This is a genomic window from Paraburkholderia xenovorans LB400, from assembly GCF_000013645.1.
Taxonomy (GTDB): domain Bacteria; phylum Pseudomonadota; class Gammaproteobacteria; order Burkholderiales; family Burkholderiaceae; genus Paraburkholderia; species Paraburkholderia xenovorans.
In genome coordinates, this window is sequence record NC_007951.1 from 4,163,324 (window position 1) to 4,189,407 (window position 26,084).

General features: G+C 63.9%; 24 protein-coding genes and 1 riboswitch. Of the genes, 15 read left to right on the forward strand and 9 right to left on the reverse strand.

Translation table 11 applies throughout. The features are described from left to right. The first annotated feature begins 5 nt into the window (after nt 1-5). The 3 genes from BXE_RS18645 (at nt 6) to BXE_RS18655 (ending at nt 3,825) form a co-directional block, all read left to right on the forward strand. Nucleotides 6-1,304: a c-type cytochrome gene (locus BXE_RS18645; protein WP_011489775.1), complete on the forward strand. Its 1,299-nt coding sequence runs from the start codon at nt 6-8 to the stop codon at nt 1,302-1,304. A gap of 121 nt (nt 1,305-1,425) precedes the next feature. Beyond that, the gene (locus tag BXE_RS18650) at nt 1,426-2,046 is read left to right on the forward strand and encodes a PAQR family membrane homeostasis protein TrhA (RefSeq protein ID WP_007180469.1); all 621 of its coding nucleotides are present in this window, start codon (nt 1,426-1,428) and stop codon (nt 2,044-2,046) included. Nucleotides 2,047-2,259: 213 nt separating this feature from the next. Continuing rightward, nucleotides 2,260-3,825 carry a DEAD/DEAH box helicase gene (locus BXE_RS18655; protein WP_038457370.1) on the forward strand — a complete coding sequence of 522 codons (1,566 nt, stop codon included), beginning with the start codon at nt 2,260-2,262 and terminating at the stop codon, nt 3,823-3,825. A 113-nt stretch (nt 3,826-3,938) separates the two neighbouring features. On the opposite strand, the gene BXE_RS18660 is transcribed toward BXE_RS18655, so the two are convergent. The 4 genes from BXE_RS18660 to ggt form a co-directional block, all read right to left on the reverse strand. Beyond that, nucleotides 3,939-4,463, reverse strand: a complete 525-nt coding sequence (locus tag BXE_RS18660; RefSeq protein WP_038457368.1) for a hypothetical protein — start codon at nt 4,461-4,463, stop codon at nt 3,939-3,941. 139 nt (nt 4,464-4,602) lie between these two features. Further along, nucleotides 4,603-5,430 carry a ferritin-like domain-containing protein gene (locus tag BXE_RS18665; RefSeq protein WP_011489778.1) on the reverse strand — a complete coding sequence of 276 codons (828 nt, stop codon included), beginning with the start codon at nt 5,428-5,430 and terminating at the stop codon, nt 4,603-4,605. Between the two features lie 345 nt (nt 5,431-5,775). After that, nucleotides 5,776-7,140 carry an MFS transporter gene (locus BXE_RS18670; protein ID WP_011489779.1) on the reverse strand — a complete coding sequence of 455 codons (1,365 nt, stop codon included), beginning with the start codon at nt 7,138-7,140 and terminating at the stop codon, nt 5,776-5,778. A gap of 192 nt (nt 7,141-7,332) precedes the next feature. After that, nucleotides 7,333-8,970: a gamma-glutamyltransferase gene (gene ggt / locus BXE_RS18675; protein ID WP_011489780.1), complete on the reverse strand. Its 1,638-nt coding sequence runs from the start codon at nt 8,968-8,970 to the stop codon at nt 7,333-7,335. Between the two features lie 343 nt (nt 8,971-9,313). Here ggt and BXE_RS18680 point away from each other — a divergent pair, with 343 nt between their 5' ends. From BXE_RS18680 to BXE_RS18690, 3 genes are all read left to right on the forward strand, one after another. Beyond that, nucleotides 9,314-10,093: a DeoR/GlpR family DNA-binding transcription regulator gene (locus BXE_RS18680; RefSeq protein ID WP_011489781.1), complete on the forward strand. Its 780-nt coding sequence runs from the start codon at nt 9,314-9,316 to the stop codon at nt 10,091-10,093. 304 nt (nt 10,094-10,397) lie between these two features. Then, nucleotides 10,398-10,595 (forward strand): hypothetical protein, encoded by a 198-nt coding sequence (locus BXE_RS18685; protein WP_007180462.1) that lies wholly within the window; start codon nt 10,398-10,400, stop codon nt 10,593-10,595. 217 nt (nt 10,596-10,812) lie between these two features. Then, on the forward strand, nt 10,813-11,439 hold the full coding sequence (locus tag BXE_RS18690; RefSeq protein ID WP_011489782.1) for a TetR/AcrR family transcriptional regulator: 627 nt from the start codon (nt 10,813-10,815) through the stop codon (nt 11,437-11,439). 70 nt (nt 11,440-11,509) lie between these two features. Here the strand turns inward: BXE_RS18690 and BXE_RS18695 are convergent, their stop codons facing one another. Beyond that, nucleotides 11,510-11,884 carry a hypothetical protein gene (locus BXE_RS18695; RefSeq protein WP_011489783.1) on the reverse strand — a complete coding sequence of 125 codons (375 nt, stop codon included), beginning with the start codon at nt 11,882-11,884 and terminating at the stop codon, nt 11,510-11,512. A 199-nt stretch (nt 11,885-12,083) separates the two neighbouring features. Here BXE_RS18695 and glpD point away from each other — a divergent pair, with 199 nt between their 5' ends. The 4 genes from glpD to BXE_RS18715 all read left to right on the forward strand — a co-directional run bounded on the left by glpD (nt 12,084) and on the right by BXE_RS18715 (nt 16,959). Then, complete coding sequence (gene glpD, locus BXE_RS18700; protein ID WP_011489784.1) at nt 12,084-13,613, forward strand: glycerol-3-phosphate dehydrogenase; 1,530 nt, start codon at nt 12,084-12,086, stop codon at nt 13,611-13,613. Between the two features lie 177 nt (nt 13,614-13,790). Beyond that, a complete protein-coding gene (gene glpK, locus BXE_RS18705) occupies nt 13,791-15,290 on the forward strand; it encodes a glycerol kinase GlpK (RefSeq protein WP_011489785.1) in 1,500 nt (499 codons plus the stop codon). Nucleotides 15,291-15,384: 94 nt separating this feature from the next. Next, on the forward strand, nt 15,385-16,098 hold the full coding sequence (locus tag BXE_RS18710) for an MIP/aquaporin family protein (protein ID WP_011489786.1): 714 nt from the start codon (nt 15,385-15,387) through the stop codon (nt 16,096-16,098). Between the two features lie 174 nt (nt 16,099-16,272). Next, a complete protein-coding gene (locus BXE_RS18715; protein ID WP_038457361.1) occupies nt 16,273-16,959 on the forward strand; it encodes an HAD family hydrolase in 687 nt (228 codons plus the stop codon). Between the two features lie 126 nt (nt 16,960-17,085). Here the strand turns inward: BXE_RS18715 and ribB are convergent, their stop codons facing one another. The 4 genes from ribB to BXE_RS18735 form a co-directional block, all read right to left on the reverse strand. After that, entirely contained in the window at nt 17,086-17,805 is a 720-nt protein-coding gene (gene ribB / locus BXE_RS18720; RefSeq protein WP_038457359.1) for a 3,4-dihydroxy-2-butanone-4-phosphate synthase, read from the reverse strand. A 147-nt stretch (nt 17,806-17,952) separates the two neighbouring features. Further along, nucleotides 17,953-18,231: riboswitch (FMN riboswitch) on the reverse strand. 116 nt (nt 18,232-18,347) lie between these two features. Next, nucleotides 18,348-19,037 (reverse strand): helix-turn-helix domain-containing protein, encoded by a 690-nt coding sequence (locus BXE_RS18725; RefSeq protein ID WP_011489789.1) that lies wholly within the window; start codon nt 19,035-19,037, stop codon nt 18,348-18,350. 202 nt (nt 19,038-19,239) lie between these two features. After that, nucleotides 19,240-20,406 carry an MFS transporter gene (locus tag BXE_RS18730; RefSeq protein WP_011489790.1) on the reverse strand — a complete coding sequence of 389 codons (1,167 nt, stop codon included), beginning with the start codon at nt 20,404-20,406 and terminating at the stop codon, nt 19,240-19,242. A 16-nt stretch (nt 20,407-20,422) separates the two neighbouring features. Next, the gene (locus tag BXE_RS18735; RefSeq protein ID WP_011489791.1) at nt 20,423-20,821 is read right to left on the reverse strand and encodes a VOC family protein; all 399 of its coding nucleotides are present in this window, start codon (nt 20,819-20,821) and stop codon (nt 20,423-20,425) included. A gap of 111 nt (nt 20,822-20,932) precedes the next feature. On the opposite strand from BXE_RS18735, the gene BXE_RS18740 reads away from it, so the two are divergent. From BXE_RS18740 to BXE_RS18760, 5 genes are all read left to right on the forward strand, one after another. Continuing rightward, nucleotides 20,933-21,916 (forward strand): LysR family transcriptional regulator, encoded by a 984-nt coding sequence (locus BXE_RS18740; RefSeq protein WP_011489792.1) that lies wholly within the window; start codon nt 20,933-20,935, stop codon nt 21,914-21,916. Between the two features lie 141 nt (nt 21,917-22,057). After that, complete coding sequence (gene miaB / locus BXE_RS18745; protein WP_011489793.1) at nt 22,058-23,431, forward strand: tRNA (N6-isopentenyl adenosine(37)-C2)-methylthiotransferase MiaB; 1,374 nt, start codon at nt 22,058-22,060, stop codon at nt 23,429-23,431. Between the two features lie 84 nt (nt 23,432-23,515). Further along, nucleotides 23,516-24,595: a PhoH family protein gene (locus BXE_RS18750; RefSeq protein WP_011489794.1), complete on the forward strand. Its 1,080-nt coding sequence runs from the start codon at nt 23,516-23,518 to the stop codon at nt 24,593-24,595. Between the two features lie 66 nt (nt 24,596-24,661). Further along, nucleotides 24,662-25,123, forward strand: a complete 462-nt coding sequence (gene ybeY / locus BXE_RS18755) for an rRNA maturation RNase YbeY (RefSeq protein ID WP_011489795.1) — start codon at nt 24,662-24,664, stop codon at nt 25,121-25,123. A gap of 49 nt (nt 25,124-25,172) precedes the next feature. Further along, nucleotides 25,173-25,886 carry a gamma-glutamylcyclotransferase gene (locus tag BXE_RS18760; RefSeq protein ID WP_011489796.1) on the forward strand — a complete coding sequence of 238 codons (714 nt, stop codon included), beginning with the start codon at nt 25,173-25,175 and terminating at the stop codon, nt 25,884-25,886. Nucleotides 25,887-26,084 lie beyond the last annotated feature (198 nt).

The following is a 26,084-nucleotide window of genomic DNA, read 5'->3' on the forward strand; positions in this document are numbered from 1 at the left end:
CTCAAATGAAACGCAAGTCTTTGTTCGCCCTCTCGGCAGTCGTCGTCGTTGCGGCTGCCGCACTCGTTCCCGTCCTGTGGTCGGGCGGCGACAACCTGCATAACGGCACGGCCGTGGCGGCAACGCCCGCCGACCAGGCCGCGCTGATCAAGAAGGGCGAGTACCTCGCCCGCGCCGGCGACTGTATCGCCTGTCACACGGTGCGCGGCGGCAAGCAGTTCGCCGGCGGCCTGCCTATGGCCACGCCGTTCGGCACCATGTTCACGCCGAACATCACGCCTGACGACCAGTACGGTATCGGCAAGTGGACGCAGGACGACTTCTACCGCGCCATGCACACCGGCCGTTCGAAAGACGGCAGCCTGCTGTATCCGGGCTTCCCGTTCACCAGCTACACGAAGGTCACGCGCGCCGACTCGGACGCGATCTACGCGTATCTGCGTTCGGTCACGCCGGTCAACGTGCCGAGCCGTCCGCACGAACTGAAATTCCCGTTCAACCAGCGCAACATGCTGATCGGCTGGCGCACGCTGTTCTTCCGTGAAGGCGAGTACAAGCCGGATCCGACCAAGTCGGTCGAATGGAACCGTGGCGCTTACCTGATCGAAGGCCTCGGCCACTGCGGCATGTGCCACACGTCGATCAACGCAATGGGCGGCCCGGTCAGCTCGGCGGCATTCGCCGGCGGCCTGATCCCGCTGCAGAACTGGTATGCGCCGTCGCTCACGTCGAACAAGGAAGCCGGCCTCGGTGACTGGGAAACCAAAGACATCGCCGATCTGCTGAAGACCGGTGTGTCGAACCGCGGCGCCGTGTTCGGTCCGATGGCTGAAGTGGTTCACAACAGCCTGCAATACATGTCGGACGAAGACATCAATGCGATGGCCACGTACCTGAAGACGATTCCGCAGAAGAGCGAAGCACCGGAACCGCTGCAGCTCGAAACGTCGGAAAAGTTCGGCGGCGAACTGTTGAAGCAAGGTCAGAAGATCTACGCTGACAACTGCGCGAAGTGCCACGCGGAAAATGGCCTCGGCATGCCGCCGGCCTTCCCGCCGCTCGCGAACAACCAGTCGATCCAGATGCCGTCGGCGGTCAATCCGATCCGTATGGTGCTGAACGGTGGTTACCCGCCGAGCACGGATGCCAACCCGCATCCGTACGGCATGCCGCCGTTCGCGCAAGCGCTGTCGAATCAGGAAGTCGCAGCGGTTGTGACGTACATCCGTATGTCGTGGGGCAACCACGGTACGGCCGTGTCGCCGCAGCAAGTGTCCGATCTGCGTTCGGCGCCGCTCGACTAAGCAGCGTTCGTTGCACCCGGGGCGCGGCCTGCGGAATTCGCGGCCGCGCCCTTCGTTTTTTCAGGACCGGTATCATGCTGAAGATATATGTCCTTATGAAACCGCGCAGGAGGAAAGAGTCGTGCATGTCGGTGAGCGTTTCAACAGCATTACCCACCTCGTCGGCGCCGTGCTGTCGGTGGCGGGTCTTGCAACGCTCGTCACGATGGGCGCACTCGACGGCGACGCGTACAAGGTGGTCAGCTTCAGCGTGTACGGCGCGATGCTGTTCGTGCTGTATGCTATCTCCACGCTTTACCACAGCGTGCGCAGTCCGCGCGTGAAAGCGGTTCTGCAGAAATGCGACCATTCGGCGATCTACCTGCTCATCGCCGGCAGCTACACTCCGTTCACGCTCGTCACATTGCGCGGACCGTGGGGCTGGTCGCTTTTCGGCGTAAGCTGGGGGCTCGCCGCTCTCGGCATCGTGCAGGAATTGACGCTGGGGCGACGCACCCGCAGCGTTTCGATGGTGCTGTATGTGTTGATGGGATGGCTCGCGCTCGTTGCCGTCCGCCCGCTGGTGCAAGCCTTACCGGCAGCGGGTACCGCCTGGCTCGTGGCCGGCGGAGTCATCTACAGCGCCGGCATCTACTTCTTCATCAACGACGAGCGCATCCGGCACGGACATGGTATCTGGCACCTGTTCGTACTGGCGGGCAGTCTGTGTCAATTCGTCAGTGTTGCGCGCTACGTCGCGTGACATCCCACGGCGACGAAATGCAACTAAAGGCCAGTCAACGTGTCTGCATAGCGCGTTGAAGCATTCGGCACGCGTTTCCCGCGTGCCGCCGATTTCTCTGCGACCGGAAGTGGGCTTGGGCCTCGAACACGCCATGCGGGCGTGTTCATGCCGCATTCATGCCTGCCTGGGCCCATTTGTGCCGTTCGCAAAACTGCATTGCAAAGAGCTTTTATGTCTTTTGATTCTCTCGGCTTGTCCGAACCGTTGGTCCGCGCTGTACACGAACTTGGCTACACCACGCCGACTCCGATCCAGACGCAAGCGATTCCCGCTGTGCTCAACGGCGGCGACCTGCTGGCCGGTGCGCAAACCGGCACCGGCAAGACCGCCGGCTTCACGCTGCCGATCCTGCAACGTCTGAACTCCTCGCCCGCCGTTGCGAACGGTTCGGGCAAGCGCGCCGTGCGCGCGCTGATCCTCACGCCCACGCGTGAACTGGCCGCGCAGGTGGAAGAAAGCGTGCGCGCCTACGGCAAGTATCTGAAGCTGAAGTCGACCGTGATGTTCGGCGGCGTCGGCATCAATCCGCAGATCGGCGCGTTGCGCAGCGGCGTGGATATCGTCGTCGCCACGCCGGGCCGTTTGCTCGATCACATGCAGCAGAAAACCATCGACCTGTCGCATCTCGAGATTCTCGTGCTCGACGAGGCCGACCGTATGCTCGACATGGGCTTCATCCACGACATCAAACGCGTGCTCGCCAAGCTGCCGCCGAAGCGGCAGAACCTGCTGTTCTCGGCCACTTTCTCCGACGAGATCAAGACGCTCGCCGACAATCTGCTCGACTCGCCGGCGCTGATCGAAGTCGCACGCCGCAACACGACGGCGGAAACGGTCGCGCAGAAGATTCACCCGGTGGACCGTGACAAGAAGCGCGAGTTGCTCACGCATCTGATCAAACAGCACAACTGGTTCCAGGTGCTGGTGTTCACGCGCACCAAGCACGGCGCCAACCGCCTTGCCGAACAGTTGACCAAAGACGGCATCAGCGCCCTGGCGATTCACGGCAACAAGAGCCAGTCGGCCCGTACCCGCGCGCTCGCCGAGTTCAAGGACGGCACGCTGCAGGTGCTGGTCGCGACCGACATCGCCGCGCGCGGCATCGACATCGATCAACTGCCGCACGTGGTCAACTACGATTTGCCGAACGTGCCGGAAGACTACGTGCACCGCATCGGCCGCACGGGCCGCGCAGGCGCTACCGGCGAAGCGGTCTCGCTGGTGTGCGTCGACGAACTGCAACTGCTGAAGGACATCGAGAAGCTGATCAAGCGTCCGGTGCCGCAGGAAGTGGTTGCCGGTTTCGAACCGGACCCGACCGCGAAGCCGGAGCCGATCCTGCGCCGCGGCCAGGGTGGTGGCGGCGGCGGTGGTGGCCGCTCGCCGCGTCAGGGTCAAGGCGCACCGAAGCGTGACGATGCAAGGCGCGATGGCGCCGGTTCCGCGAAACCGGCGCAACGTTCGGGTCAACGTCCGGCCAACGGTCAACAGCAGCCGAAGCCGCAGGGTGCGAAGCCGGCCGGCAACGGCGGTCAGCCGCGTCGTGACGGCCAGCGCCACGACGACCGGCCGCGCGCCGTCGCGCATGAAGGCAGCGCCGCGCAGCATGCGCCGCGCAAGCCGCAGGCCGCGAAGCCGCAAGGCGGCAATCCGGGTGCGTTGCTGGGTGGCACGAAGCCGCGCAACGACGCGCCGCGCGGTGGCCAGCCCACGCGCAGTGGTCAGCGCGGGCGCTGAGGTTTTGCGCTGAGGTTTTGCGTTGAGCCTTTGCGTTGAGGTTCCGCTTCGAACCTCTGCGCTGAGGTCCCGAGCGGCCTCCTCGCCGGCCGCTGTCCTCACGTGAAGAAAGACTACCGGCCGGCCGCAGCCGCGGCCTGCTTCAGGTGCTCGATCTGCCGTTCCCATCGATCGAGCACCGCCTTTCCCTCCCCGCCCAGTTCGAACGTAATGCCGCTAGTCAGGCGCGCATAACGGACGCTTTGCGCCTCCGCGGTGTCGATCGAACCGTGCAGATAGACGAGCCCGCTGGCGTCGCCGGCAACGCTCGCGAGCGGCGTCATCAGCAGTTGCACCTGATAGAAAGCTTCGTCGCAGACAAAGGTAAGCGCCGCCCGTCCGCTTTGCGCAATGGCGCGCGTCGCCCTCGCTTGCGGCCACAACGCGATGCATAGCGTGCGCGAATCCGGCGCATACAACTCACCGACGCCGAGCAGCGAAGTGCGCACATGGCCATTCGCATCGACGCTCAGCAACGACGCGGTAAAACCCGTCTTGCTCGCAAGCGACGAACCGTCGAACAAAGCACGCACGGCATCGGGCCATTCATCGAACACGTGGTGTTCGAGCGGACGTTCGGGGGCGGGAGTAGCGCTCATCGTCTCGATCTGGTTAGAGGTGGACAAGTCTGGTCACAAGTCCGGGTGAACAAGTCCGCATCACGCATCGGGAAGCAAATGGCCCGCATGAGCGGGCCATTTGCAACGCCGGACATCGGCGCCGGACATCGACCGTGAATCAGCGGAAGAACACGTGCTGCGTAATCTTGGCGAGCGGGTAATGCACGCCCGGCTGGATCCTCGCTGGCAGATCGAGCGGCTTGAGCAGCATCTTCACGCACATGTCGGCCGACAGATTGCGCCGCACCAGCGCATTGATACGTGCCGCGCGTTCGCGGTTATAGGCCGAGTCGTGCACGCGCTCCGGATAACGAACCGCGAAGACGTGCCGCAACGCGATCTCGGAGTCTTCGTTCTTGATCTCCATGACGCGGCGCATCAGCGCGCCCAGCACGGCAAGCCGGCCGTTGCCTTCGATCTTGTTGTACTTCTTGAAATACTTGAAAAAGTGCTTGTAGTGACGGACTTCGTCGGTGCGGATGTTGTCGGTGATCTGCTTGAGCACCGGCTCGTCCGAGCATTCGCCGATAGCGCGATACAGCGTTGCCGTACCGGTTTCCACCACGCAGCGCGCGACCATCTCGAGCGCGCGGGTCTTTTCGAAATCCTCCACTGAACAGGTCAGCGAGTACTCTTCCATGAAATTGCGAAACGCCGTGTCCCAGTCGAACTCGGGCCACACGTAAGCGATATACGTCTTGAGCGCGCGGCCGTGCTGCAGTTCTTCCGGCTCCCACTCCTGGTTGAGCCAGGCCGAGACTTCGGGATCGCCGTTGAAAAACGTGCTCAGGTTGGCGGTGTACAGATCGGAGCCGCTTTCGATAAACGAAGACGCGCACAGCAGCAGCAGCAAGTCTTCGTTCGCGACGGCCTTTTGCCGATCAATGCGGGTGAGGTCGATATCCTCGATCCGCCAGGGCATGACATGGTTCAGCTCAGTGTGCATCGTGTCTTGCTCCGAAAGCTGTATCGACTCGTGGAGCGTGCTCGAAACAGCCCGCTCTCGCCCGAACGGTCTGCCGTGTCAGATACAGCGCCTTGAATTAGAGTTAACCCCTTGTATCTTGCATCTTAGCCGGTGTTTCACAACTCTGCAGATAACCCAGCACAGACCATGCCGGTCCGCCGCAGTTCCAGTTCATCGATAGTCGAAACATTCGGTCGGACAAAATAGCGGCGTCAAGGCACAAAAAAGCCAGCTCGAAGAGCCGGCTCAGGTCTGCGACGATGCCGTGCCGATCATGCCAGGCAGGGCGGCCGGCGCCTCGTTCGGCGCCGGCCGCCTTGCCGGTCAGGCGGGCTGAACGCCCTGCATCAGACGCACGCGGCGCATGCGCCAGGCCACGACGACGAGCGAGAGGCCCGACAGTACCGCGGCAATCAGCACGTAGTAACTTGGCGCAAGTTTGTCGCCGGTCAAATGAATGAACGTTTCGACAATCGTGGGCGCGAAGCCGCCGAAGATCGTCACGCCGATGCTGTAACCGATTGAAAGACCCGTGGAGCGCACCTGGGTCGGAAAGATCTCGGACATCAACGCGGGCATGGGCCCGGAATACGCCGCCTTGAAAATTCCCGCCGTGCCCTGCAACAGCAGCAGCCAGCCAATGGTCGGATGAGCCTGCAGCAGTGCGAACATCGGATAGATCAACCCGCCCATCAGGATCGACGTGGTCAGCATGATGCGAATCCGGCCGATGCGGTCGGACCATGCGCCCATGACAGGCGAAAGCAGGAACTGCAGGCCGCCGTTGAGCACCACCACGCCGAACGATGCCGCCGCCGGCATGTGCAACTGCTTGACCGCATACATGGGCATGTACAGTTGCAGCACATACACACCCACCGTGGATTGCGCGACGATACCGACCGCGAGCAGCAGGTTGACCCACTGGCTGGCGAACGAGGCGTCCTTCTCGCCGCTTGCCGCCGTGCGTGCGCCGCCAGCCTCACGCGCCTCGCGCAGCGCGAGGAATTCCGGTGTCTCGTCGAGATGCGAACGGATGTAGTAGCCCACCGGGCCGACCAGCAAGCCGAACACGAACGGCATGCGCCAGCCCCAGTCATTCAGTTGCGCGGGCGGCAGCCAGGCGGTCAGCAGCGAGCCGAACGCGGCCGCCGTGATCGCGGCGAGACCCTGGCTCGCGAACTGCCAGCTCGCGTAGTAGCCGCGGCGCGACGCGCTGTGTTCGACCATGAAGGCCGTCGCACTGCCGAACTCGCCGCCCACCGCGAAGCCTTGCACGAGCCGCGCGAGCAGAATCAGGATCGGCGCCGCCATGCCGATGGTTGCATATGGCGGCATGACAGCCATCGTGAAGGTGCCGACCATCATCAGCGCGATAGCAAGCGTCAGTGCGGCCTTGCGGCCCTTGCGGTCGCCATAGATGCCCAGTACGACCGCGCCCAGCGGACGCATCAGGAACGAAATGCCGAAGGTGGCGATGGCGAGCAGCGTGGAGAGCCACTCGTCCTGCATCGGGAAAAACTCTTTGGCGATGATGGTCGCGAAGTATCCGTAGACCAGAAAGTCGAACCATTCGAGCGCATTGCCGACCGACGAAGAAAACACGATCCGCCGAACCATCGCTTTGGAAAGCGGCGCAGACGGCGAATGCGCGGAAGTGGTCGCCGACGGCGACGCGGGGGTCTGCATGATATCTCCTGCCTGTCTGATGCCCGATGCCGGGTGTGCCAGAAGCGCCGCTGGCGTCCGGTGTAGCTGATTCGTGCGATGCCTTGCAGCGGCAGTCGATCAATCGCGCCGCGAGCGATGCACGAAGCCTCGCGTGCGTGCACAGCGAAGCGCCGCCTCACCGGGCGGCCGCTTCGCCAATGGATGCCTTTTCTAGAACCCGGCGGCCAGCCCGTCGCGGCGGCTGTCGCTCGCCGCCACATAGCCGCGCTCCGGCTCGTTGCGATCGAGCTTCCAGATGTACTGGCCGGAGCCGAAGTCCATGTACGGATCGTCGACCGATTTGATCGTATGGCCGAGCTTCTGCAAGGCCTCGGCGGTCTTCGGATCGAGTGTCGATTCGATGTCGATCGTGAAGTCGCGATTGACCTTCCAGCGCGGCGCGTCGCACGCGGCCTGCGGCTGCTGACCGTAGTCGAGCATCCGCACGATGGATTGCAGATGACCTTGCGGCTGCATGTCGCCGCCCATCACGCCGAAGCTCATCACCGCTTCCTGCTGCCCATTCACCTGCTGCGTGAGGAACGACGGGATGATCGTGTGGAACGGCCGCTTACCGCCTTCCACCACGTTCGGCGACTTCGGGTCCATCGAGAAGCCGCAGCCACGGTTCTGCATGGCGATGCCGCTATCCGGCACCACGATGCCCGAGCCGAAGCCCATGTAGTTCGACTGGATGAAGCTGACCATCATGCCGCGCTCGTCCGCCACCGACATGTAGATCGTGCCGCCGGCCTTCGGCATGCCGAAGTCGAACTGCGTAGCGCGCTTGTGATCGATCAGTTTCGCGCGCGAGGTGAGGTATGCGTCGTCGAGCATCTGCTCGGGCGTGACGTCCATCGAACGCGGATCCGCCACGTAGCGGTAGACGTCGGCGAACGCCAGCTTCATCGCTTCGATCTGCAGGTGCTGCGACTCGACGTTGTCGACCGCCAGTTCCTTGACATCGAATTTTTCGAGGATGCCCAGCGCGATCAGCGCCGCAATGCCCTGCCCGTTCGGCGGAATCTCGTGCACCGTGTAGCCGCGATAGTCCTTGCCGATCGGCTCGACCCAATCCGCGCGATAGTTGCGCAGATCCTCGGCGGTCAGTGCGCCGCCGCCTTCGCGCGAAAATGCGGCGATCCGTTCGGCGATTTCACCTTCGTAGTACGCGCGCGGGCCTTGCTCGGCGAGCTTGCGCAGCGTCTTCGCATGGCCGGGAAAGCGCACCAGTTCACTCACTTCCGGCGCGCGGCCGCGCGGCATGAAGGTTTGCGCGAAGCCCGGCAGATCCTTCAGTTCCGGCACGGCCGCCGCCCACTTGTAGGCGACGATGCTCGCCACCGCATGACCACGCTCGGCGATCTCGATAGCCGGCTCCATCAGGTCAGCGAACGGCAGCGTGCCGAATTTCTGATGCAGCGCTTCCCAGCCGGCGATCACGCCCGGCACCGTTACCGCGTCCCAGCCGCGCTTGGGCTGCTTCGCGAGACCGTTTTCCTCGCCGTACTTGCGCTTGAAGTAGTCGACATTCCACGCCGCCGGCGACACACCCGAGGCGTTCAGGCCATGCAGCTTCTTGCCGTCCCACACCAGCGCGAAGGCGTCGCTGCCCAGCCCGCACGATACCGGCTCGACCACCGTGATGGCGGCGGCGGCCGCGATCGCCGCATCGACGGCATTGCCGCCTTTCCACAGCATGCGCAGCCCCGCTTGCGCGGCGAGCGGATGCGAAGTCGAAACGATGTTGCGCGCGAACACAGGCAGACGCGGCGTCGGATAAGGGTTTTGCCAGTTGAAGCCAGTCATGTCGAACACTCTAGAAAGCGCGGCCCGGCCTGCGGAACGCGGAACCAATGGAAACGGGGCGAATGGGGTGGACGGAGTGAAGCACAAGTCAACGCGGAATTCCGGATTGCATCGTGATCCGGCCCAAAAAACAAATTCATTTATCAAATGAATAAATGCGTAGAGCGCCTGAATCGGGAGTGTCGCCGTCGTCTTGCATCTTATGCATGTCGCGCGAGTGGGCAGACAAGGCGCGCGATGGTCTTACAATACGCTCACCCCGCTCACGCCTAACCCGTCCACCGCTCGGCCCTGGCGCGCCGGCGGCGGGCAGCGCAGACAACAATCCCACGCACCGAGACACATGACCCGAGACCCCCGCCTGACTCTCAATGCCCGGCAACAGGAACTGCTGGAGTGGGTGCAACGCGACGGCTTCGTGACCGTGGACGACCTCGCCGCCCACTTCGACGTGACGCCGCAGACGATCCGCCGCGACGTCAACTGGCTCGCCGACATGAATCTGCTGCGCCGTTATCACGGCGGCGCCAGTCTTCCGACCAGTTCCGAAAACGTCTCCTACACCGCGCGTCAGCGCATGTTCCACGAAGAAAAGCGGCGCATTGCGGCGCTAGTGGCCACTCACATTCCCGATCAGGCCTCGCTGTTCATCAACCTCGGCACCACCACGGAGGAAGTGGCTCGCGCGCTCAATCGCCACCGCGGGCTGCGCGTGATCACCAACAATCTGAACGTCGCCAGCATGATGAGCGGCTATCCGGATTGCGAGGTGCTGGTGACGGGCGGCATCGTGCGGCCGTGGGACAAAGGGATCGTCGGCGAACTGGCGATCGATTTCATCCGCCAGTTCAAGGTGGACTTTGCGATCATCGGCACGTCGAGCATCGAAACGGACGGCACGCTGCGCGATTTCGACACGCGCGAAGTGCGCGTGGCCGAAGCGATCATCCAGCACGCGCGCACGGTTTTCCTCGCCGCGGACAACTCGAAATTCGGCCGCCCCGCGCTGGTCCGCCAAGGTCATCTCGATCAGATCGACGCTCTGTTCACGGACATGGCGCCGCCCGCCGCGATGACCGAAACGCTCACTGCCGCCAACTGCCAGGTGTATGTCGCCGAATGAGGCCAGGCATTCTCCGCCATGCTGCAACGCACGAAGAACTTCGAGTGAAATCAAGGATCTGACCGCGGCTCCCAACCGCCGCTCAAGCGCCCAATTGTCAAAGGGAAAATTTACTGGGGCCGATTTGGTGTTTAACGTGCGGTTGACTACACTCCAGTTCCCCGGCGTTCGTTGCGCGTTCCGCGCGGCGCCGGTTGCGTGAAACTGTCGTGAGCCGTACCTCCCGCCTGATCCTTTGCGGACTTCACTGGCTTGAGCCAGTCGCCGGCAAGGCCGTCCGCGTTTGCCTGACATGGAGAGAACGATGCTGAGTCCGCATGAATTCGCCACGTTGTTGCTCGTCAAGGACGCTCCCAATCAGGTCGACATGGAGCGAGAAGAACTCGACGCCTTGCTGGAACGCCAGTTGGTGGAATTGGAACGGCTCGCGTCGGGCAACGAACAATGGCGCGTGACTGAAACCGGCGACAGCGCATTGCGGGCCATCAAGCGTCTTTCCTAGTTTTGCGGGTTTCATCGCGTCTCGCCGCTGAACGGGCGTCCATGTCCGCAACGGCGCGAAAGGCGCCGTGCACCGTGCCTTTAATTGCGCGCCTGGGCGGCATCGGGACGGCGCGGATTTTCTTCGCATGAAAAGCAGGGCGCCACCCGGCGTCTGCTTTATTGTGCCCGAATCATTTACGCAGTAAATTGACGCGACGGACTTTCTGCCTTCGCGCATGCCGAAAACGCTCTCTCCCGACGACATTCGCCAATTCCGCGAAGCCATGCGGCGCGTGGCCGAGAATGCGTTCGCCACGCGCGGCGCCGAAGGCGTGACCATGCGCGAGCTGGCAAGAGAACTGGGGTGTAGTGCCATGACGCCCTATCGCTACTTCCGCGACAAGGACGAGATCCTGGCGATGGTCCGCGCCGCCGCGTTCAATCGTTTCGCGGCACGCCTCGAAACGGCGGCGCAGACCGCCACGGAAACGGATCATTCCGTGGTGAGCGAAGCCTACGTCGCTTTCGCATTCGACGAACCGCACGCCTACCGTTTGATGTTCGATCTGACCCAGCGGGACAGCGTCTACCCGGAACTCGCCGCCGCGTCACAGCGTGCATGGCGCATGCTCGGCGCGCATTTCGAGCGGCTCGTCGGCGCCGGCATTCTGGAAGGCGATCCACGGCTGATCGGCTATGCGTATTGGGCCAGTCTGCATGGCTTCACCATGCTGGCGCTGGCCGATCAGTTGCCATTGCCGCAGGCGCAACAACCCGCCGCCCACAATACGCCGACGCGCGAAGCCGTGTTCGCGCAAATTCGCCGCATGCTGTGGCGCGGCGCGCAGCCGCAGCGCGGCTAGCGCCGGCTACGCGCCGCTGCGTTCAGCCAACGGCGGCAAGCGCTCTGCAAGGCAGGCGCGCGCGCCAGGCTCAACCGTTGCGCAAGGTCGGATCCACAGCCGCGCGCCAGCTCAACGCTCTGGCTCGCTGGTCGGTGAAGAACGTCACCCACTGATTACGGATTTGCGGATCGCTGCTCGCGCCCTGGCTCGTGTAACGCTGCGCGATCGACGTCTGGAACGCGCAGAAATCGTCCTTCGACAACTTGCCGTGCCGGTTCGCCACATACGCGTCGAACATGGCCGCGTAGACGCCTTGGGCGTCGTTGCCGTAGTCGACCGTCTGGGCGCTGCACATCTGTTGCAACGACACGAACGACGGTGCGCCCCTCGTTCCGCTCAGGCTCGGCGAGCTGACGCACCCCGCGAGAAGCGCTGCGGCGCCGATCATCAAAAGTCCACGCATGAATTCACCTCGAAATGGCTGCTGCCGAGAGTATCGTCCGTGGCCGCGCGTTGCGCCACTATCCGGACAAAGGTTAGAAGGTCAGCCAGACAATCCGAACTTTACTTTTTCGAATATGTTCATTAAAGTTCGAAAACGAACACTATCAGTTCGATAGTGTTCCAAACGGCTTTCCAGATCAACGTAGGGGACACAGCAGGTGACGCAAGGCTCAAGATACGATTTGCTCGTCGTGGGCGGCGGGATCAACGGCGCCGGCATCGCTCGCGACGCGGCGGGCCGCGGCCTGTCGGTTCTGCTGTGCGAACAGGACGATCTGGCGGCGCATACGTCGTCGGCCAGTACCAAGCTGATTCACGGCGGCCTGCGCTATCTGGAATACCGCGAGTTCGGGCTGGTGCGCAAAGCCCTGCAGGAGCGCGAAACGCTGCTGCGCGCCGCCCCGCACATCATGTGGCCGCTGCGCTTCGTGATGCCGCACATGCCCGACCTGCGCCCGGCCTGGCTGATCCGCGCCGGCCTGTTCCTGTACGACCATCTGGCCAAACGCGAACTGCTGCCCGGCTCGCGCGGCATTGTGATGCGCAACCATCCGGCGGGCGCGCCGCTGGTCGATTCGATCAAGCGCGGCTTTGTGTATTCGGACGGCTGGGTCAACGACGCGCGGCTGGTCGTGCTGAACGCGCTGGATGCCAAAGAGCGCGGCGCGAAAATTCTCACCCGCACGAAACTGCTGAGCGCCGTGCGCGCGGGCGGCGAATGGCGCGCGCAACTCAAGCGCGAGGACGGCACGATTCTGGACGTGCGCGCCGCATCGATTGCGAACGCCGCCGGACCGTGGGTCGGCGAACTGCTGCAAGGCGCGCTCGGCCGCGCGGCGTCGCACAGCGTGCGGCTCGTGAAAGGCAGCCATATCGTTACGCGGCGACTGTTCGAACACGATCACGCATATATCTTCCAGAATCCGGACAAGCGCATCATCTTCGCGATTCCGTACGAACACGATTACACGCTGATCGGCACGACGGATCTCGAATATCGCGGCGACCCGTCGCAAGTGGCGATCAACGCCGAAGAAACGCAATACCTGTGCGATTCGATCAACCGCTATTTCAAGCAGAAGATCTCGCCGGCCGATGTGCGCTGGACCTATTCCGGCGTACGCCCGCTGCTCGAAGAAGAAGGCGCGGACAATCCGTCCGCGGTCACGCGCGATTATTCGCTTGAACTCGACGCGCCCGCCGGTGAAGCGCCGCTGCTGTCCGTGTTCGGCGGCAAGATCACCACCTTCCGCAAACTGGCGGAAGAAGCCGTCGACCAACTCGCGCATGCACTGCATCACGACACATCGTCATGGACAGCCGGTGCGCCATTGCCTGGCGGCGATATTCCCGGCGCCAACTTCGAGCGCTTTCTCAGCGAATTCAGGCAGCAGCATGCATGGCTGCCGGCCGGCCTCGCGCACCGCCTTGCCCGCGCCTACGGCACACGCGTCGAGCATGTGATCGGCAATGCGCGTTCCGTGGCCGAGCTCGGCCGCGCCTTCGCGCCCGGTCTTTACGAAGCGGAACTGACTTATCTGCGCGATACCGAATGGGCGCGCAGCGCGCAAGACGTGTTGTGGCGCCGATCGAAACTCGGCCTGCACGTCGAGCCGGGCACGCTCGATTCGATCACACGCGATATCGACGCATGGTTCGCCCGCGAACCCGCGCGACAGAGCGCATAGTCAGACATCGGCACGCAGCCCGCGCTGCATCTGAACGAAGAACCGGATTGCTTCACCCCTCGGCTGGACCAAGCCGGGACGCATCACCACAAACTGTTGCAGCCCGCTTAAAACAACAAGCCGTTCCCGTCGCCGGTTACCCCGCTGGCGATTCATGAAACGCATGGAGAAGAGACAATGCAGGATCAGTACATTCTCGCGCTTGACCAAGGCACCACCAGCTCGCGCGCGATGCTGTTCGACCGGCTCGGCAATATCGTGTCGACCGCCCAGAAGGAATTCCAGCAAATCTACCCGCGTCCGGGTTGGGTCGAGCACGATCCGCAGGAAATCTGGTCGACCCAGGCCGGCGTCGCCGCCGAGGCCGTGACGCGCGCCGGCATGAACGGCACCTCGATCGCCGCGATCGGCATCACCAATCAGCGCGAAACCACCATCGTATGGGATCGCGAAACCGGCCATCCCATCTATAACGCGATCGTCTGGCAGGACCGCCGCACTGCGGACTTCTGCGACCAGCTCAAGGAGCAGGGGCTCGAAGAAAAAGTCCGCGCGAAAACCGGCCTGCCGATCGATTCGTATTTCTCGGCGACCAAGATCCGCTGGATTCTCGACAACGTCGAAGGTGCGCGCGAAAAAGCCAAACAGGGGCGTCTTGCGTTCGGCACCGTCGATAGCTGGCTGGTGTGGAATTTCACCAAGGGCGGCCTGCATATCACCGACGTCACCAACGCGTCGCGCACGATGCTGTTCAACATCCACTCGCTGAAGTGGGACGACGAACTGCTCGAAGCGCTCGACATTCCGCGCAGCATGCTGCCGGAAGTGCGCGCTTCGTCGGAAACGTATGGGCCGACCAAGACCACCGTGTTCGCTTCGAAGATTCCGCTCGCGGGCATTGCCGGCGATCAGCACGCCGCGCTCTTCGGCCAGATGTGCACGGAGTCGGGCATGGTGAAGAACACCTACGGCACGGGCTGCTTCCTCGTGATGAACACCGGCGACAAGCCGATCGAATCGAAGAACAATCTCGTCACCACGATCGCGTGGCAGATCGGCGACCAGATCAATTACGCGCTGGAAGGCAGCATCTTCATTGGCGGCGCCGTGGTGCAGTGGCTGCGCGACGGCCTCGGGATCATCAGGAACGCCGCTGAAATCGAAACGCTGGCGCGCAGTGTGCCGCATTGCGACGGCGTGTATCTGGTGCCGGCCTTCGCCGGTCTCGGCGCGCCGCACTGGAATGCGCGCGCTCGCGGCACGCTGTTCGGCGTGACGCGTGGCACGTCGTCGGCGCATATCGCACGCGCGGCGCTCGACTCGATCGCTTATCAATCGGTCGACGTACTGAAGGCGATGGAAGCCGACTCCGGCATTCGCATCGGCGAATTGCGGGTGGACGGCGGCGCCTGCGCGAACAATCTGCTGATGCAATTCCAGGCGGACATTCTCGGCGTCGACGCCGTGCGTCCCAAGGTGTCGGAAACGACAGCATTGGGTGCCGCTTATCTGGCCGGTCTCGCGGTGGGTTACTGGAAAGATGTCGACGAGCTGCAAAGCCAGTGGAAACTCGACCGCCGCTTCACGCCTGCCCTGCCGCACGCCGAGGTCAAGGCATGCCTCGACGGCTGGAAGCGCGCGATCCGCGCCGCGAAGGCGTGGGCCGATACACCCTGAGCGCGTTTGTCCAGTCTGCCTCTCTCGACATAAAAACATCAAGAAGCCGCTTATCCCGCGGCTTCCCTGACAATTATACTTCGGATAACCAACGATGCACCCTTACATTGCGGAATTCATCGGCACGGCGCTCGTGGTGCTGCTCGGCGACGGCGCCGTGGCCAACGTGCTGCTTGCGCGCACCAAAGGCAAAGGCGCGGACCTGATCGTGATCGTGATGGGTTGGGCGATGGCCGTGTTCATCGCCGTGTACGTCACCGCGTCTTTCAGCGGCGCTCACCTGAATCCTGTCGTGACCATCAGCCTCGCGCTGGCCGGCAAGTTCGCGTGGACCAAAGTGCCGGGCTATGTGGCGGCGCAAATGCTCGGCGGCATGGCCGGCGCGCTGCTCGTGTGGATCGCTTATCGCCAGCACTTCGCGAAAGAAGGCGACGCCGACGTGAAGCTCGGGGTGTTCTGCACCGCGCCGGCGATTCGCAGCGTGCCGCATAACCTGCTCACCGAAATGATCGCCACCTTCGTGCTGATTCTCGGCGTGCTGTATCTGGCTTCGCCGCAAGTCGGCCTAGGCGCGCTCGACGCGCTGCCGGTCGGTCTGCTGGTGCTCGGCATCGGCATCTCGCTCGGCGGCCCGACCGGCTATGCGATGAGTCCCGCCCGCGACCTGTCGCCGCGTTTGATGCACGCACTGCTGCCGATTCCGGGCAAGCGCGATAGCGACTGGCACTATGCGTGGATTCCGGTTTGCGGTCCGCTGCTGGGCGGCGCGGCGGCAGCGTGTCTGTATCTGTACCTGCACGTGCATTGATCCGGCCGCGCGCTTGAGACCCGCCTCAGGCGCGTGTCAGGAACGCGCCCGAGGCGCGACGGAAAGCGGCGCCGCCGTGCGGGCGGCGCCAAAGCACGTATCATGACGCTTTCACTCTCTGCGCATGAGCTTGCGATTGCCTTGCCCCATGCGCTTCGCTTTCCGTTTTCAGGCATGATCGACCACCTCATCTGTGACTGCGACGGCGTGCTCGTCGACAGCGAAATCATCGCTGACCGCGTAATGCTCGAAACGCTGAGCGCCACGTTCCCCGGCCTCGACTTCGAACCCGTCGTCAAAACGGCCTTTGGCCAGCAAACGTCGCGCTTTCTCGAAAGCATTGAAAAGTCGTTCGATATCACGCTGCCGGCCAATTTTTTCGACACCATCGAACACAACGTCGAGCTCGCGCTCGCGGCTTCGCTCAGCCCGATCAACGGCGTGCGCGATGCCTTGCAACGCGTTACCTTGCCGGCCGCCGTCGTCTCGAACAGCCGCATGACGCGCGTGAATGCGTCGGTGCGGCGCGCGGGTTTGCAGCAGATTTTCGGCGAACGCATTTTCAGCGCGGAACAGGTGGCCCGGCCAAAGCCCTATCCCGACGTATATCTGTTCGCCGCGAAGACGCTGGGCGTGGAGCCGTCACGATGCGTCGTGGTGGAAGACAGCGTGGCGGGTTTGAATGCCGCGCGTGCGGCGGGTATGAAAACGATCGCTTTCGTCGGCGCGAGCCACATTCCCGATGGCTATGCGGAAGCGCTGCGCAAGATGGGCATGACGCGCATCATGCAGCATATGGATGAATTGCCCGCGCTGGTCGAAGCGGGCGTGCGCGGCGAATTCGGTGACGTGCAGTCATAGATAGCCGTTCGCGGCGATAAAAAAGCCGGCAGTTCACGAAGACTGCCGGCTTTTTTGCCTCAAGGCGCGAGACGAGATGCGATGGCGTATGCACACGTCACCTCACGCCCGCACACTCCTCGCGTATCAAGCCTCGTCGGCCACGCATTCGCGCGCCTGCGCGAGCGCCTGACGAAACTCCACCAGCTCGGCAATGGTCAGCATCGGCAGATTGTGTTGCGCGGCGAAGCGCTCCACGTCCGCGCCGCGCGTCATCGTGCCGTCCGGGTTCATCAGTTCGCACAGCACGCCGGCCGGCTTCAGACCCGCGAGAATCGCCAGGTCCACCGTGCCTTCGGTGTGGCCGCGGCGCGCGAGCACGCCGCCAGGTTGCGCACGCAACGGGAACACATGGCCCGGGCGCACGATATCGGCGGGCTTCGCCGTATCGGCGATCGCGGCGCGAATCGTCGTCACGCGATCGAGCGCGGACACGCCGGTGGTGACGCCCTCGCGCGCTTCGATCGAAACCGTGAATGCGGTGCCGTGACGACTTTCGTTGTTGACGGCCATTGGCGGCAGTTCGAGCGCGCGGATCTTCTCGTCGGGCAGGCACAGGCACACAATGCCGCTGCATTCGCGGATCAGCAACGCCATTGTTTCGACGGAAAGACGCTCGGCGGAGACGATCAGATCGGCTTCGTTCTCGCGGTCGTGGTCGTCTTGCAGTACGACGGCGCGGCCCTCGCGCATGGCCTGCAAGGCGGCGGCGATACGCGGCGGAACGGCGTCGGCGTCGAGCAGCGGGAGATCGAGGAATGCGCTATCCGCAATCGTTGACGGAGCAGGAAAAGTAGCAAAAGACATAGTTGAAACGCTCATCGCAAAAGTTGGGCGAAAAACGTTTCAGGGCATTGCAAACAGACAAAGACGCACCGCTGAGCGCCGCGCAACGCGGCGTTCGCGCACCGCCCGGACCTGCAAGCGGCGCCACGGAAACGAACATGACTATCTGCACATCTTCTTCCATCCGGACTCTAACCGTCGGCTCTGGCTTCTCACCAGATCTGCTGACCCCATGTCGACCAGAGTTGGCGCTTTAGCCGTTGGCCGGAGTTCGCGCTTTGGCGCATTACTCCGGTCCCATGCAAAGCACTGACTCGGGTCCCGTGCAACGCAGTTGCACAGGTCCAAACACCTTGACGACGCGGGCGCTCGCGGGCTCACCGGCTCACGCTCTCGCGTTGCCGGCATACCGCCGGTGGGGAATTTCACCCCGCCCTGAAGACGCACTGATTGCCGGATCAACCGGCTGGCAAAGCATACAACAGTCGCGCCGCCCATGCAGCGCAACCCTACTGGTCAGACGGTAATCCCCGATTGCGGGCTCACGTGTCTGCGAACACAGATCAAACCGGTGCGGCCTCTCGGGCCGGCTCGGCGTGCGCGGGCACGTCCCAGCGCGGCGGCGTCTCCGCCTTCAGCGTCACGCGAAACGCGCGCGCTTCCGTGTCGCCGGGATTGCGCAGGCTGTGCGGCTGGTCGGCGTCGAACACGATCGCGTCGCCGGTGGCCAGTAGCTGGCGCTGATCGTGCACGCTGACTTCCAGCGTGCCTTCGCTCACCACCAGATTCACCGTCGTGCCCGGCGCGCGGCGCGTGCCGGCTTCGGTGTGCAACGGCGCGATACGCAACTCGTGAAACTCGGCGGCGGTCGGCTCTCCGTCGGGGTAAAGCGGCCGTGCCGAATAGCGCCCGTTCGAACTGACGACACGCGACGAGCGCTCCGCCGGCAAATGCTCGAAGCCGTTGGTGGCATGACGGCGCAGGAACGCCGCTACCGACACCTTCAACGCGGCGGCCACCTTGCACAGGACCTTGATGGACGGCACGCTGCGCGCCGATTCGATCTGCGCGAGCATGGCGCGAGAGACGCCGGACGCGCGGGCGAGAGCGTCGAGCGACAGTTGCCGTTCGGCGCGCAAACGGGCGAGATTCACGCCGACCAGATGTTCCAGTGCATCGAAGGGTTCTGCGGCACGCGGCGACGCATCGGTGTCAGCCGTGGGATCGCGAACCAGCGCAAGCGGGGAATGCATGATTGCCTCCAGAAGCGCCGCCGGACGGCGGGCAAGCGGTTAGTGGATGCAAGATAGCATTGCGTCCCGCCGCGCCCAACGAAGTTATCTTCACACTGTTATCAGCATTGCGGAGGACGTTTTCCGCAATGCTTGTGCGAATTTTTCATAAGGGCGTCCATACGGCCGCGTCCATACGTTCCATTCTCCGGCCGTCATGCGTTCACGCGCCCTGCGCCACGCTCGCCGCCGGCGCATCCAGGCGCGCCGCGAACCACGTCAACAACAACGCCGCCACGCTGACTGCGGCCGCGACCCACGGCAGGGTATCGAGCGAATGGCCGTGATTGATCACCAGACCGCCGAGCCACGCGCCGCCCGCGTTGCCGACGTTGAACGCACCGATGTTCAACGTCGAAGCCAGATTCGGCGCCGCGGCGGCCTTCTCGACCACGCGCATCTGCAAAGGCGGCACCGTCGCGAAGGCGGCAATGCCCCACACGAAAATGGTGATCGCCGCCGCCACCTGCGAATGGCTGGTGCGCGCGAAGATCGCCATCACCACCGCGAGCGCGACCAGAATGCCCATCAGCGAAGGCATCAGCGCGCGGTCCGCGAGCTTGCCGCCCACCGTGTTGCCGATCGTCAGGCCCACGCCGAACAGCACCAGAATCAGCGTGACGCCGCGCGGCGAGAAGCCGCTCACCTGTTCGAGGATCGGCGCGATATAGGTGAACACGACGAACACGCCGCCGAAGCCCAGCACCGTCATTGCGAGCGCGGTCCACACTTGCGGGTCCTTCAGCACGCGCACTTCATGGCCGAGACCGGCCGGCCCGGCGTCGTGACGATTCGGCAGCAGCGCCGTGATGCCCGCGAGCGACAGCACGCCGAACCCGCTGACAATCCAGAACGCCGCGCGCCAGCCGAACTCCTGTCCGATGAACGTGCCGAACGGCACGCCGAGCACGTTCGCGAGCGTGAGGCCGGTGAACATCAGCGCGATCGCGCTCGCGCGCTTTTCGGCCGGCACGAGCGAAGCCGCCACCACCGCGCCGATGCCGAAGAACGAACCGTGCGCGAACGACGTCACCACCCGCGCGATCATCAGCACGGAATAGCCGGAGGCGATCGCGCACAGCGTATTGCCGACGATGAACACGCCCATGAGCAACTGCAACGCCAGCTTGCGCGGCATCTTGCTGGTCACCACCGCGAGCAGCGGCGCGCCGACTGCGACGCCGAGCGCGTAGCCGCTCACCAGCAGACCCGCCGACGGAATCGACACGGCCAGATCGTGCGCGACTTCGGGCAGCAAGCCCATGATGACGAATTCGGTCGTGCCGATCGCGAATGCGCTAATCGCCAGCGCCAGTAATGGAATGGGCATTTTTCTACTCCTCGTTCTAAGGTTGAGCGTGATGCAGCGCCGTCACGAATTCGACGACGACGCCCGGCGCCAGCGCCACGAACAATTGCGCCTGAGCCTCCTGCGGCCCCATCGGCGGTACGCGCGCGGCCTGGTAGTCGACGCCGTGCGCGTGCAGGCGGCCGAGCAGCGCCTGCCATTCGGCGGCGCTCTCCATCCGCAACGCGATGTGGTCGATACGCGGCGCCGTCCTGCCAGCCGATGCAGGCGCCGTCGCGTCGATCAGGTGAATCAGCGGGCGGCCGTTCGCGTACAGCCAGTAGCCGTCGATCGAGAACGGCGGACGCGCGCCCTCGGTCAGCCCGGCGATATCGACGAAGAAACGTCGGGCGGACTCCAGGTCGGCGGTAACGATCGTTGCGTGATCGAATTGCATGGCGTGGGCGGCATCGGGGATTTCGATGCAGCATTGTCGAGGAGACGAAACGATTTGATAATTGGCGTAGCATTTGAAGCATTTTCAAATTCTGTTTGAAAGAGCCACCCAATGGATAACCTCGGTGACATCCGCCTGTTCGTCGAAGCGGCGCAGCAAGGCAGTCTGTCGGCGGCGGGCCGCAAGATGGGCCTGACGCCGGCCGCCGCCAGCGCGCGCCTCGCCAAACTCGAAGCCGGCCTCAAGGCGCGTCTGTTCGAACGCACCACCCGTCAACTCCGGCTCACCGACGAGGGCCGCCTGTATCTGAATTGCTGCCGCCAGGCGCTGCAATCGCTCGACGACGCCGAAGCCGCGCTGCAAGCCGGTCAGGGCGTGGTGCGCGGCAAGGTGCGGGTGTCGGCCACTTCGGACTTCGGCCGCAATCTGCTGATGCACTGGCTCGACGAATTCAACGCGCTGTATCCGGAAGTCACCTTCGCGCTGACGCTGTCGGACTCGCTGGCGAATCTGGTGCAGGAGGACATCGATCTGGCGATCCGCTTCGGCGTGCCGCAGGACAGCTCGCTGGTCGCCCGCAAGCTGGCGCCGAACCGGCGCGTGCTGTGCGCGTCGCCGGAGTACATCGCGCGCAAGGGCGAGCCCAAAGATCCGCACGATCTGGCGAATTTCGACTGCATCGTGCTGGCCACCGCCACCGGGCTGGCGAACGAGTGGCGCTTCACGCGCGGCGACGAGGTGCAGCACTACACCGTGCCGTTCGAAACCGCCCGCGAAACCAACGACGGCGCCGTCGCCCGCGAATGGGCGCTGCGCGGCTACGGCATCGTGATCAAGTCGATGTGGGACGTGGAAGCGGATCTGCGCGCCGACGGCCTGAAAATCCTGCTGCCGCAATGGCGTTATCCGGACGCGCCGCTGCACGCGCTCTACCATCGCAACCGCTTCATGGCGCCGCGCGTGCGCGTGTTGCTGGATTTCCTGAGCGAGCGTTTCGCGCAGGTGTCGGATGAACTGGAAGGTCTGCTGGGCTTGCCGCCGGAGCGGCCGGGCGGCCAGGCGGGCGCGGAAACCGCGTCGCGCGAAGGGCTATAATAATGAGCTACGCTGCAAACGTGCGCCAGCACTCGCCCGGCAGTGGCCGAAAGCGCCGCCCCGCGGCCCGCCCGCACGTTTCGCCCCTCTTCACCTTTTAAACGACGCCCCCAGGTTAACCACTGCGACCGGCGAAATTAGATGACCAAGAAAGTTTATGTAAAGACCTTTGGCTGCCAGATGAACGAGTACGACTCCGACAAGATGGTCGACGTACTCGGCGCGGCGGAAGGACTCGTCAAGACCGACACGCCGGAAGACGCGGACGTCATTCTGTTCAACACGTGCTCGGTGCGCGAAAAAGCGCAGGAAAAAGTCTTCTCCGACCTCGGCCGTGTACGCGAGCTGAAAGAAGCGAATCCCAATCTGATCATCGGCGTGGGCGGCTGCGTGGCGAGCCAGGAAGGCGCGTCGATCGTTGCGCGCGCACCTTATGTCGATCTGGTGTTCGGTCCGCAAACACTGCACCGTCTGCCGCAAATGATCGACAAGCGCCGCGAGAGCGGCCGCGCGCAAGTGGACATCTCGTTCCCGGAAATCGAAAAGTTCGATCACCTGCCGCCGGCTCGTGTGGACGGACCGAGCGCGTTCGTGTCGATCATGGAAGGCTGCAGCAAGTACTGCAGCTACTGCGTCGTGCCGTACACGCGCGGCGAAGAAGTGTCGCGCCCGCTCGACGACGTGCTGACCGAAATCGCCGGTCTCGCCGACCAGGGCGTGCGTGAAGTCACGCTGCTCGGCCAGAACGTGAACGCTTATCGCGCTGGCCTTACACTGGGTTCGACGGAAATCGCCGACTTCGCCCAATTGATCGAATACGTCGCGGACATTCCGGGCATTGAACGGATTCGCTACACCACGTCGCATCCGAAGGAATTTACGCAGCGCCTGATCGACACCTACGCGAAGGTGCCCAAGCTCGTGAGCCACCTGCATCTGCCGGTGCAGCACGGCTCCGACCGCATCCTGATGGCCATGAAGCGCGGCTACACGGTGCTCGAATACAAATCGGTGATCCGCAAGCTGCGCGCGATCCGCCCCGATCTGTCGCTCTCCACCGACTTGATCGTCGGCTTCCCCGGCGAGACGGAAGAAGATTTCGACAAGATGATGACGCTCGTGCACGAGATGAAGTACGACACCAGCTTCTCGTTCATCTACAGCCCGCGCCCCGGCACGCCGGCCGCGAATCTGCACGACGACACGCCGCGCGAAGTGAAGCTCAGGCGGCTGCAACATTTGCAGGCCACCATCGAGGAAAACGTGCAGCGCATCAGCGATTCGATGGTCGGCAAGATCGAGCGCATTCTGGTGGAACGCCCGGCGCGCAAGGACCCGAACGAACTCGCGGGCCGCACCGAGAACAACCGGGTAGTGAATTTCCCGGCGCCGGTCGCCTCGCACGCGCGGCTGATCGGCCAGATGGTCGACGTGAAAATCGTCAAAGCGTACCCACATTCGCTACGTGGCGAACTCGTGCTGGTGCATGACGAGGCCCCGGCCACGACTCACTAAGCGACGGCAACCCGCGACGGCAACCCGCGACGCCAACCCACGACGCCAACCGCGAACCGAAACCGACAGGATCGACCCACCGCCTTGAAGACCACTCAGCAGCATCTGGAATTCACCGCACCGCGCGACGACAACGCGCGGCTCGCCAACCTTTGCGGCCCGCTCGACGAAAATCTGCGCCAGATCGAGCAGGCGCTCGACGTGACGCTGCAACGCCGTGGCCACCGCATCACGATTCGCGGGCGCGGCGCGAAACTCGCGCTCACCGCGCTCGAGAACTTCTACAACAACGCGCGCGAGCCGCTGTCGGTCGACGACATCCAGCTCGCGCTCGTCGAAGTGCGCCATCCGGCGCGGCATCGCCCGAACGGCAATGGCAATGGTCATGGCGCTGAGGCGATCGACCCGCGTTTCCCGGGCAATCCGGACCATCCGTTCGACCAGCCCGCCGACGTCGCTGAAGACGACCTCGAAGAGCTCGGCCCGAAGCTGTACACCCGGCGCGCGGATCTGCGCGGCCGCACGCCGGCGCAGCGCGAGTATCTGAAACAGATCATCTCGCACGACGTGACCTTCGGCATCGGGCCGGCCGGCACCGGCAAGACCTACCTCGCGGTGGCCTGCGCGGTGGACGCGCTGGAGCGCGATCAGGTCAAACGCATCGTGCTGACGCGTCCGGCGGTCGAAGCGGGCGAGCGTCTCGGCTTCCTGCCGGGCGATCTGGCGCAAAAGGTCGATCCGTACCTGCGTCCTTTGTACGACGCGCTGTACGACCTGCTCGGCTTCGACAAAACCGCCAAGATGTTCGAGCGGCAAATGATCGAAATCGCGCCGCTCGCCTACATGCGCGGCCGCACGCTGAACCACGCGTTCATCATCCTCGACGAGGCGCAGAACACCACGCCCGAACAGATGAAGATGTTCCTCACGCGGATCGGCTTCGGCTCGAAGGCGGTGGTTACCGGCGACACGACCCAGGTCGACTTGCCGCGCGGCCACAAGAGCGGGCTGATCGAAGCGCAGCAGGTACTCGCCGACGTGCGCGGCATCGCGCTCACGCGCTTTACGAGCGCGGACGTGGTGCGGCATCCGCTGGTCGCGCGAATTGTGGAGGCGTACGATGCGCATTCGCAGAAAACCGCCACTCCGGCGGATTCGCGCTAATCACCCGCACGCACGACGAAAGCAACGACCGCACCGCACGCAACGAAAGCACCACCACGAAACCGCATGAGCCGCACCCCGAAACTGACGTTGAATCTGCAATTCCCCGCCGCCAAAGCCTGGCCGGAACACAAGGCGCTGCTGCCGCGCGCCGCCGTGGCCGGCTGGATCAAGGCGGCGCTCTTCGCGGACGGCGAGCTGACCGTGCGTTTCGTCGACGCCGAAGAAGGCCGCACGCTGAACCGCACCTATCGCGGCAAGGATTATTCGACCAATGTGCTGACCTTCGCCTACGCCGAATCGGAAGACGATCCGGTGACAGGCGACCTGATCCTGTGCTGTCCAGTGGTGGAGAAAGAAGCCGCCGAGCAGGGCAAGCCGCTGGTCGCGCACTATGCGCATCTGCTCGTGCACGGCACGCTCCACGCCCAGGGCTACGACCACGAAGTGGAGGAAGAAGCCGAAGAGATGGAAGCGATCGAAACGGAGATCCTCGGCAAGCTCGGGTTTCCCGATCCGTATCAGTAGGCATCGATCGCCGGAACGCCTGCCCACATCCAACCGTTCAAAGCCCATCGTGAATACCTCCGCCCCTGAAGCCGACACCCGACCGCCCTGCCCGGACTATCCCCCGGTGCTCGGCGACTCGCGGCTTCTGACGGACGAAGAATTGCGCGCATCGCTCGAATGCACGATGCGCGACTGGGACCGCCAGAGCGATCTATGGCTGTTCGGCTATGGTTCGCTGATCTGGAATCCCGGCCTGCCCACCGTCGAAGCCACCCGCTCGAAAGTTCACGGCTACCATCGCGGCCTCTATCTCTGGTCGCGCGTGAATCGCGGCACGCCCGAGCAGCCGGGACTCGTGCTCGCGCTCGATCGCGGCGGTTCGTGCACCGGCATTGCGTTCCGGCTCGCGGCCGAAGGCTCGGCGCCGCATCTCGAAGCGCTCTGGCGCCGCGAAATGGCAATGGGCTCGTACCGGCCGGCGTGGCTGCCGTGCGTGCTCGCCGACGGCCGGCGCGTCGACGCGCTGGCGTTCGTGATGCGCCGCGACGTGCCGAGCTACACCGGCAAGCTGCGCGACGAAGTCGTCAAGGCCGTGTTCGGCTGTGCGTGCGGGCGCTATGGCACCACGCTGGATTACGTCAGCCGCACCGTGCATGCGCTGCGTGAAAGCGGCATGCCCGACCGCGCCCTCGAAGCGCTACTCGAACGGTGCCGCGAAGAAAGCCGCGAGGAAAGCCGCGAAACCGGACTAACGGCAGGCCTGAGAGCCGCCCCGAAATAACCGCCACGAGCGGCGCTTTTTTTCTCGAAAACGCTTTTCCGCGCGTAATCAGTTAGGATTGACCCACGCCCGCCCGTCACGGCGAAGCCGCTTCACCCCAGCTTCACTCATCGCCCAGCCCGGCAGGACACGGTCCTGCCATGTGCCTGGTGTATCCTTAATGCTCTGCAACAGCGCGCCCAGTCTTGCCGGGCGCAC

Excerpts from the sequence above, each read along its gene's own strand:
- BXE_RS18645 (WP_011489775.1), top strand. The coding sequence starts at position 6 with ATGAAACGCAAGTCTTTGTTCGCCCTCTCGGCAGTCGTCGTCGTTGCG.
- BXE_RS18655 (WP_038457370.1), top strand. The coding sequence starts at position 2,260 with ATGTCTTTTGATTCTCTCGGCTTGTCCGAACCGTTGGTCCGCGCTGTA.
- BXE_RS18660 (WP_038457368.1), bottom strand. The coding sequence starts at position 4,463 with ATGAGCGCTACTCCCGCCCCCGAACGTCCGCTCGAACACCACGTGTTC.
- BXE_RS18665 (WP_011489778.1), bottom strand. The coding sequence starts at position 5,430 with ATGCACACTGAGCTGAACCATGTCATGCCCTGGCGGATCGAGGATATC.
- BXE_RS18670 (WP_011489779.1), bottom strand. The coding sequence starts at position 7,140 with ATGCAGACCCCCGCGTCGCCGTCGGCGACCACTTCCGCGCATTCGCCG.
- ggt (WP_011489780.1), bottom strand. The coding sequence starts at position 8,970 with ATGACTGGCTTCAACTGGCAAAACCCTTATCCGACGCCGCGTCTGCCT.
- BXE_RS18680 (WP_011489781.1), top strand. The coding sequence starts at position 9,314 with ATGACCCGAGACCCCCGCCTGACTCTCAATGCCCGGCAACAGGAACTG.
- BXE_RS18685 (WP_007180462.1), top strand. The coding sequence starts at position 10,398 with ATGCTGAGTCCGCATGAATTCGCCACGTTGTTGCTCGTCAAGGACGCT.
- BXE_RS18690 (WP_011489782.1), top strand. The coding sequence starts at position 10,813 with ATGCCGAAAACGCTCTCTCCCGACGACATTCGCCAATTCCGCGAAGCC.
- BXE_RS18695 (WP_011489783.1), bottom strand. The coding sequence starts at position 11,884 with ATGCGTGGACTTTTGATGATCGGCGCCGCAGCGCTTCTCGCGGGGTGC.
- glpK (WP_011489785.1), top strand. The coding sequence starts at position 13,791 with ATGCAGGATCAGTACATTCTCGCGCTTGACCAAGGCACCACCAGCTCG.
- BXE_RS18710 (WP_011489786.1), top strand. The coding sequence starts at position 15,385 with ATGCACCCTTACATTGCGGAATTCATCGGCACGGCGCTCGTGGTGCTG.
- BXE_RS18715 (WP_038457361.1), top strand. The coding sequence starts at position 16,273 with ATGATCGACCACCTCATCTGTGACTGCGACGGCGTGCTCGTCGACAGC.
- ribB (WP_038457359.1), bottom strand. The coding sequence starts at position 17,805 with ATGTCTTTTGCTACTTTTCCTGCTCCGTCAACGATTGCGGATAGCGCA.
- BXE_RS18725 (WP_011489789.1), bottom strand. The coding sequence starts at position 19,037 with ATGCATTCCCCGCTTGCGCTGGTTCGCGATCCCACGGCTGACACCGAT.
- BXE_RS18730 (WP_011489790.1), bottom strand. The coding sequence starts at position 20,406 with ATGCCCATTCCATTACTGGCGCTGGCGATTAGCGCATTCGCGATCGGC.
- BXE_RS18735 (WP_011489791.1), bottom strand. The coding sequence starts at position 20,821 with ATGCAATTCGATCACGCAACGATCGTTACCGCCGACCTGGAGTCCGCC.
- BXE_RS18740 (WP_011489792.1), top strand. The coding sequence starts at position 20,933 with ATGGATAACCTCGGTGACATCCGCCTGTTCGTCGAAGCGGCGCAGCAA.
- miaB (WP_011489793.1), top strand. The coding sequence starts at position 22,058 with ATGACCAAGAAAGTTTATGTAAAGACCTTTGGCTGCCAGATGAACGAG.
- ybeY (WP_011489795.1), top strand. The coding sequence starts at position 24,662 with ATGAGCCGCACCCCGAAACTGACGTTGAATCTGCAATTCCCCGCCGCC.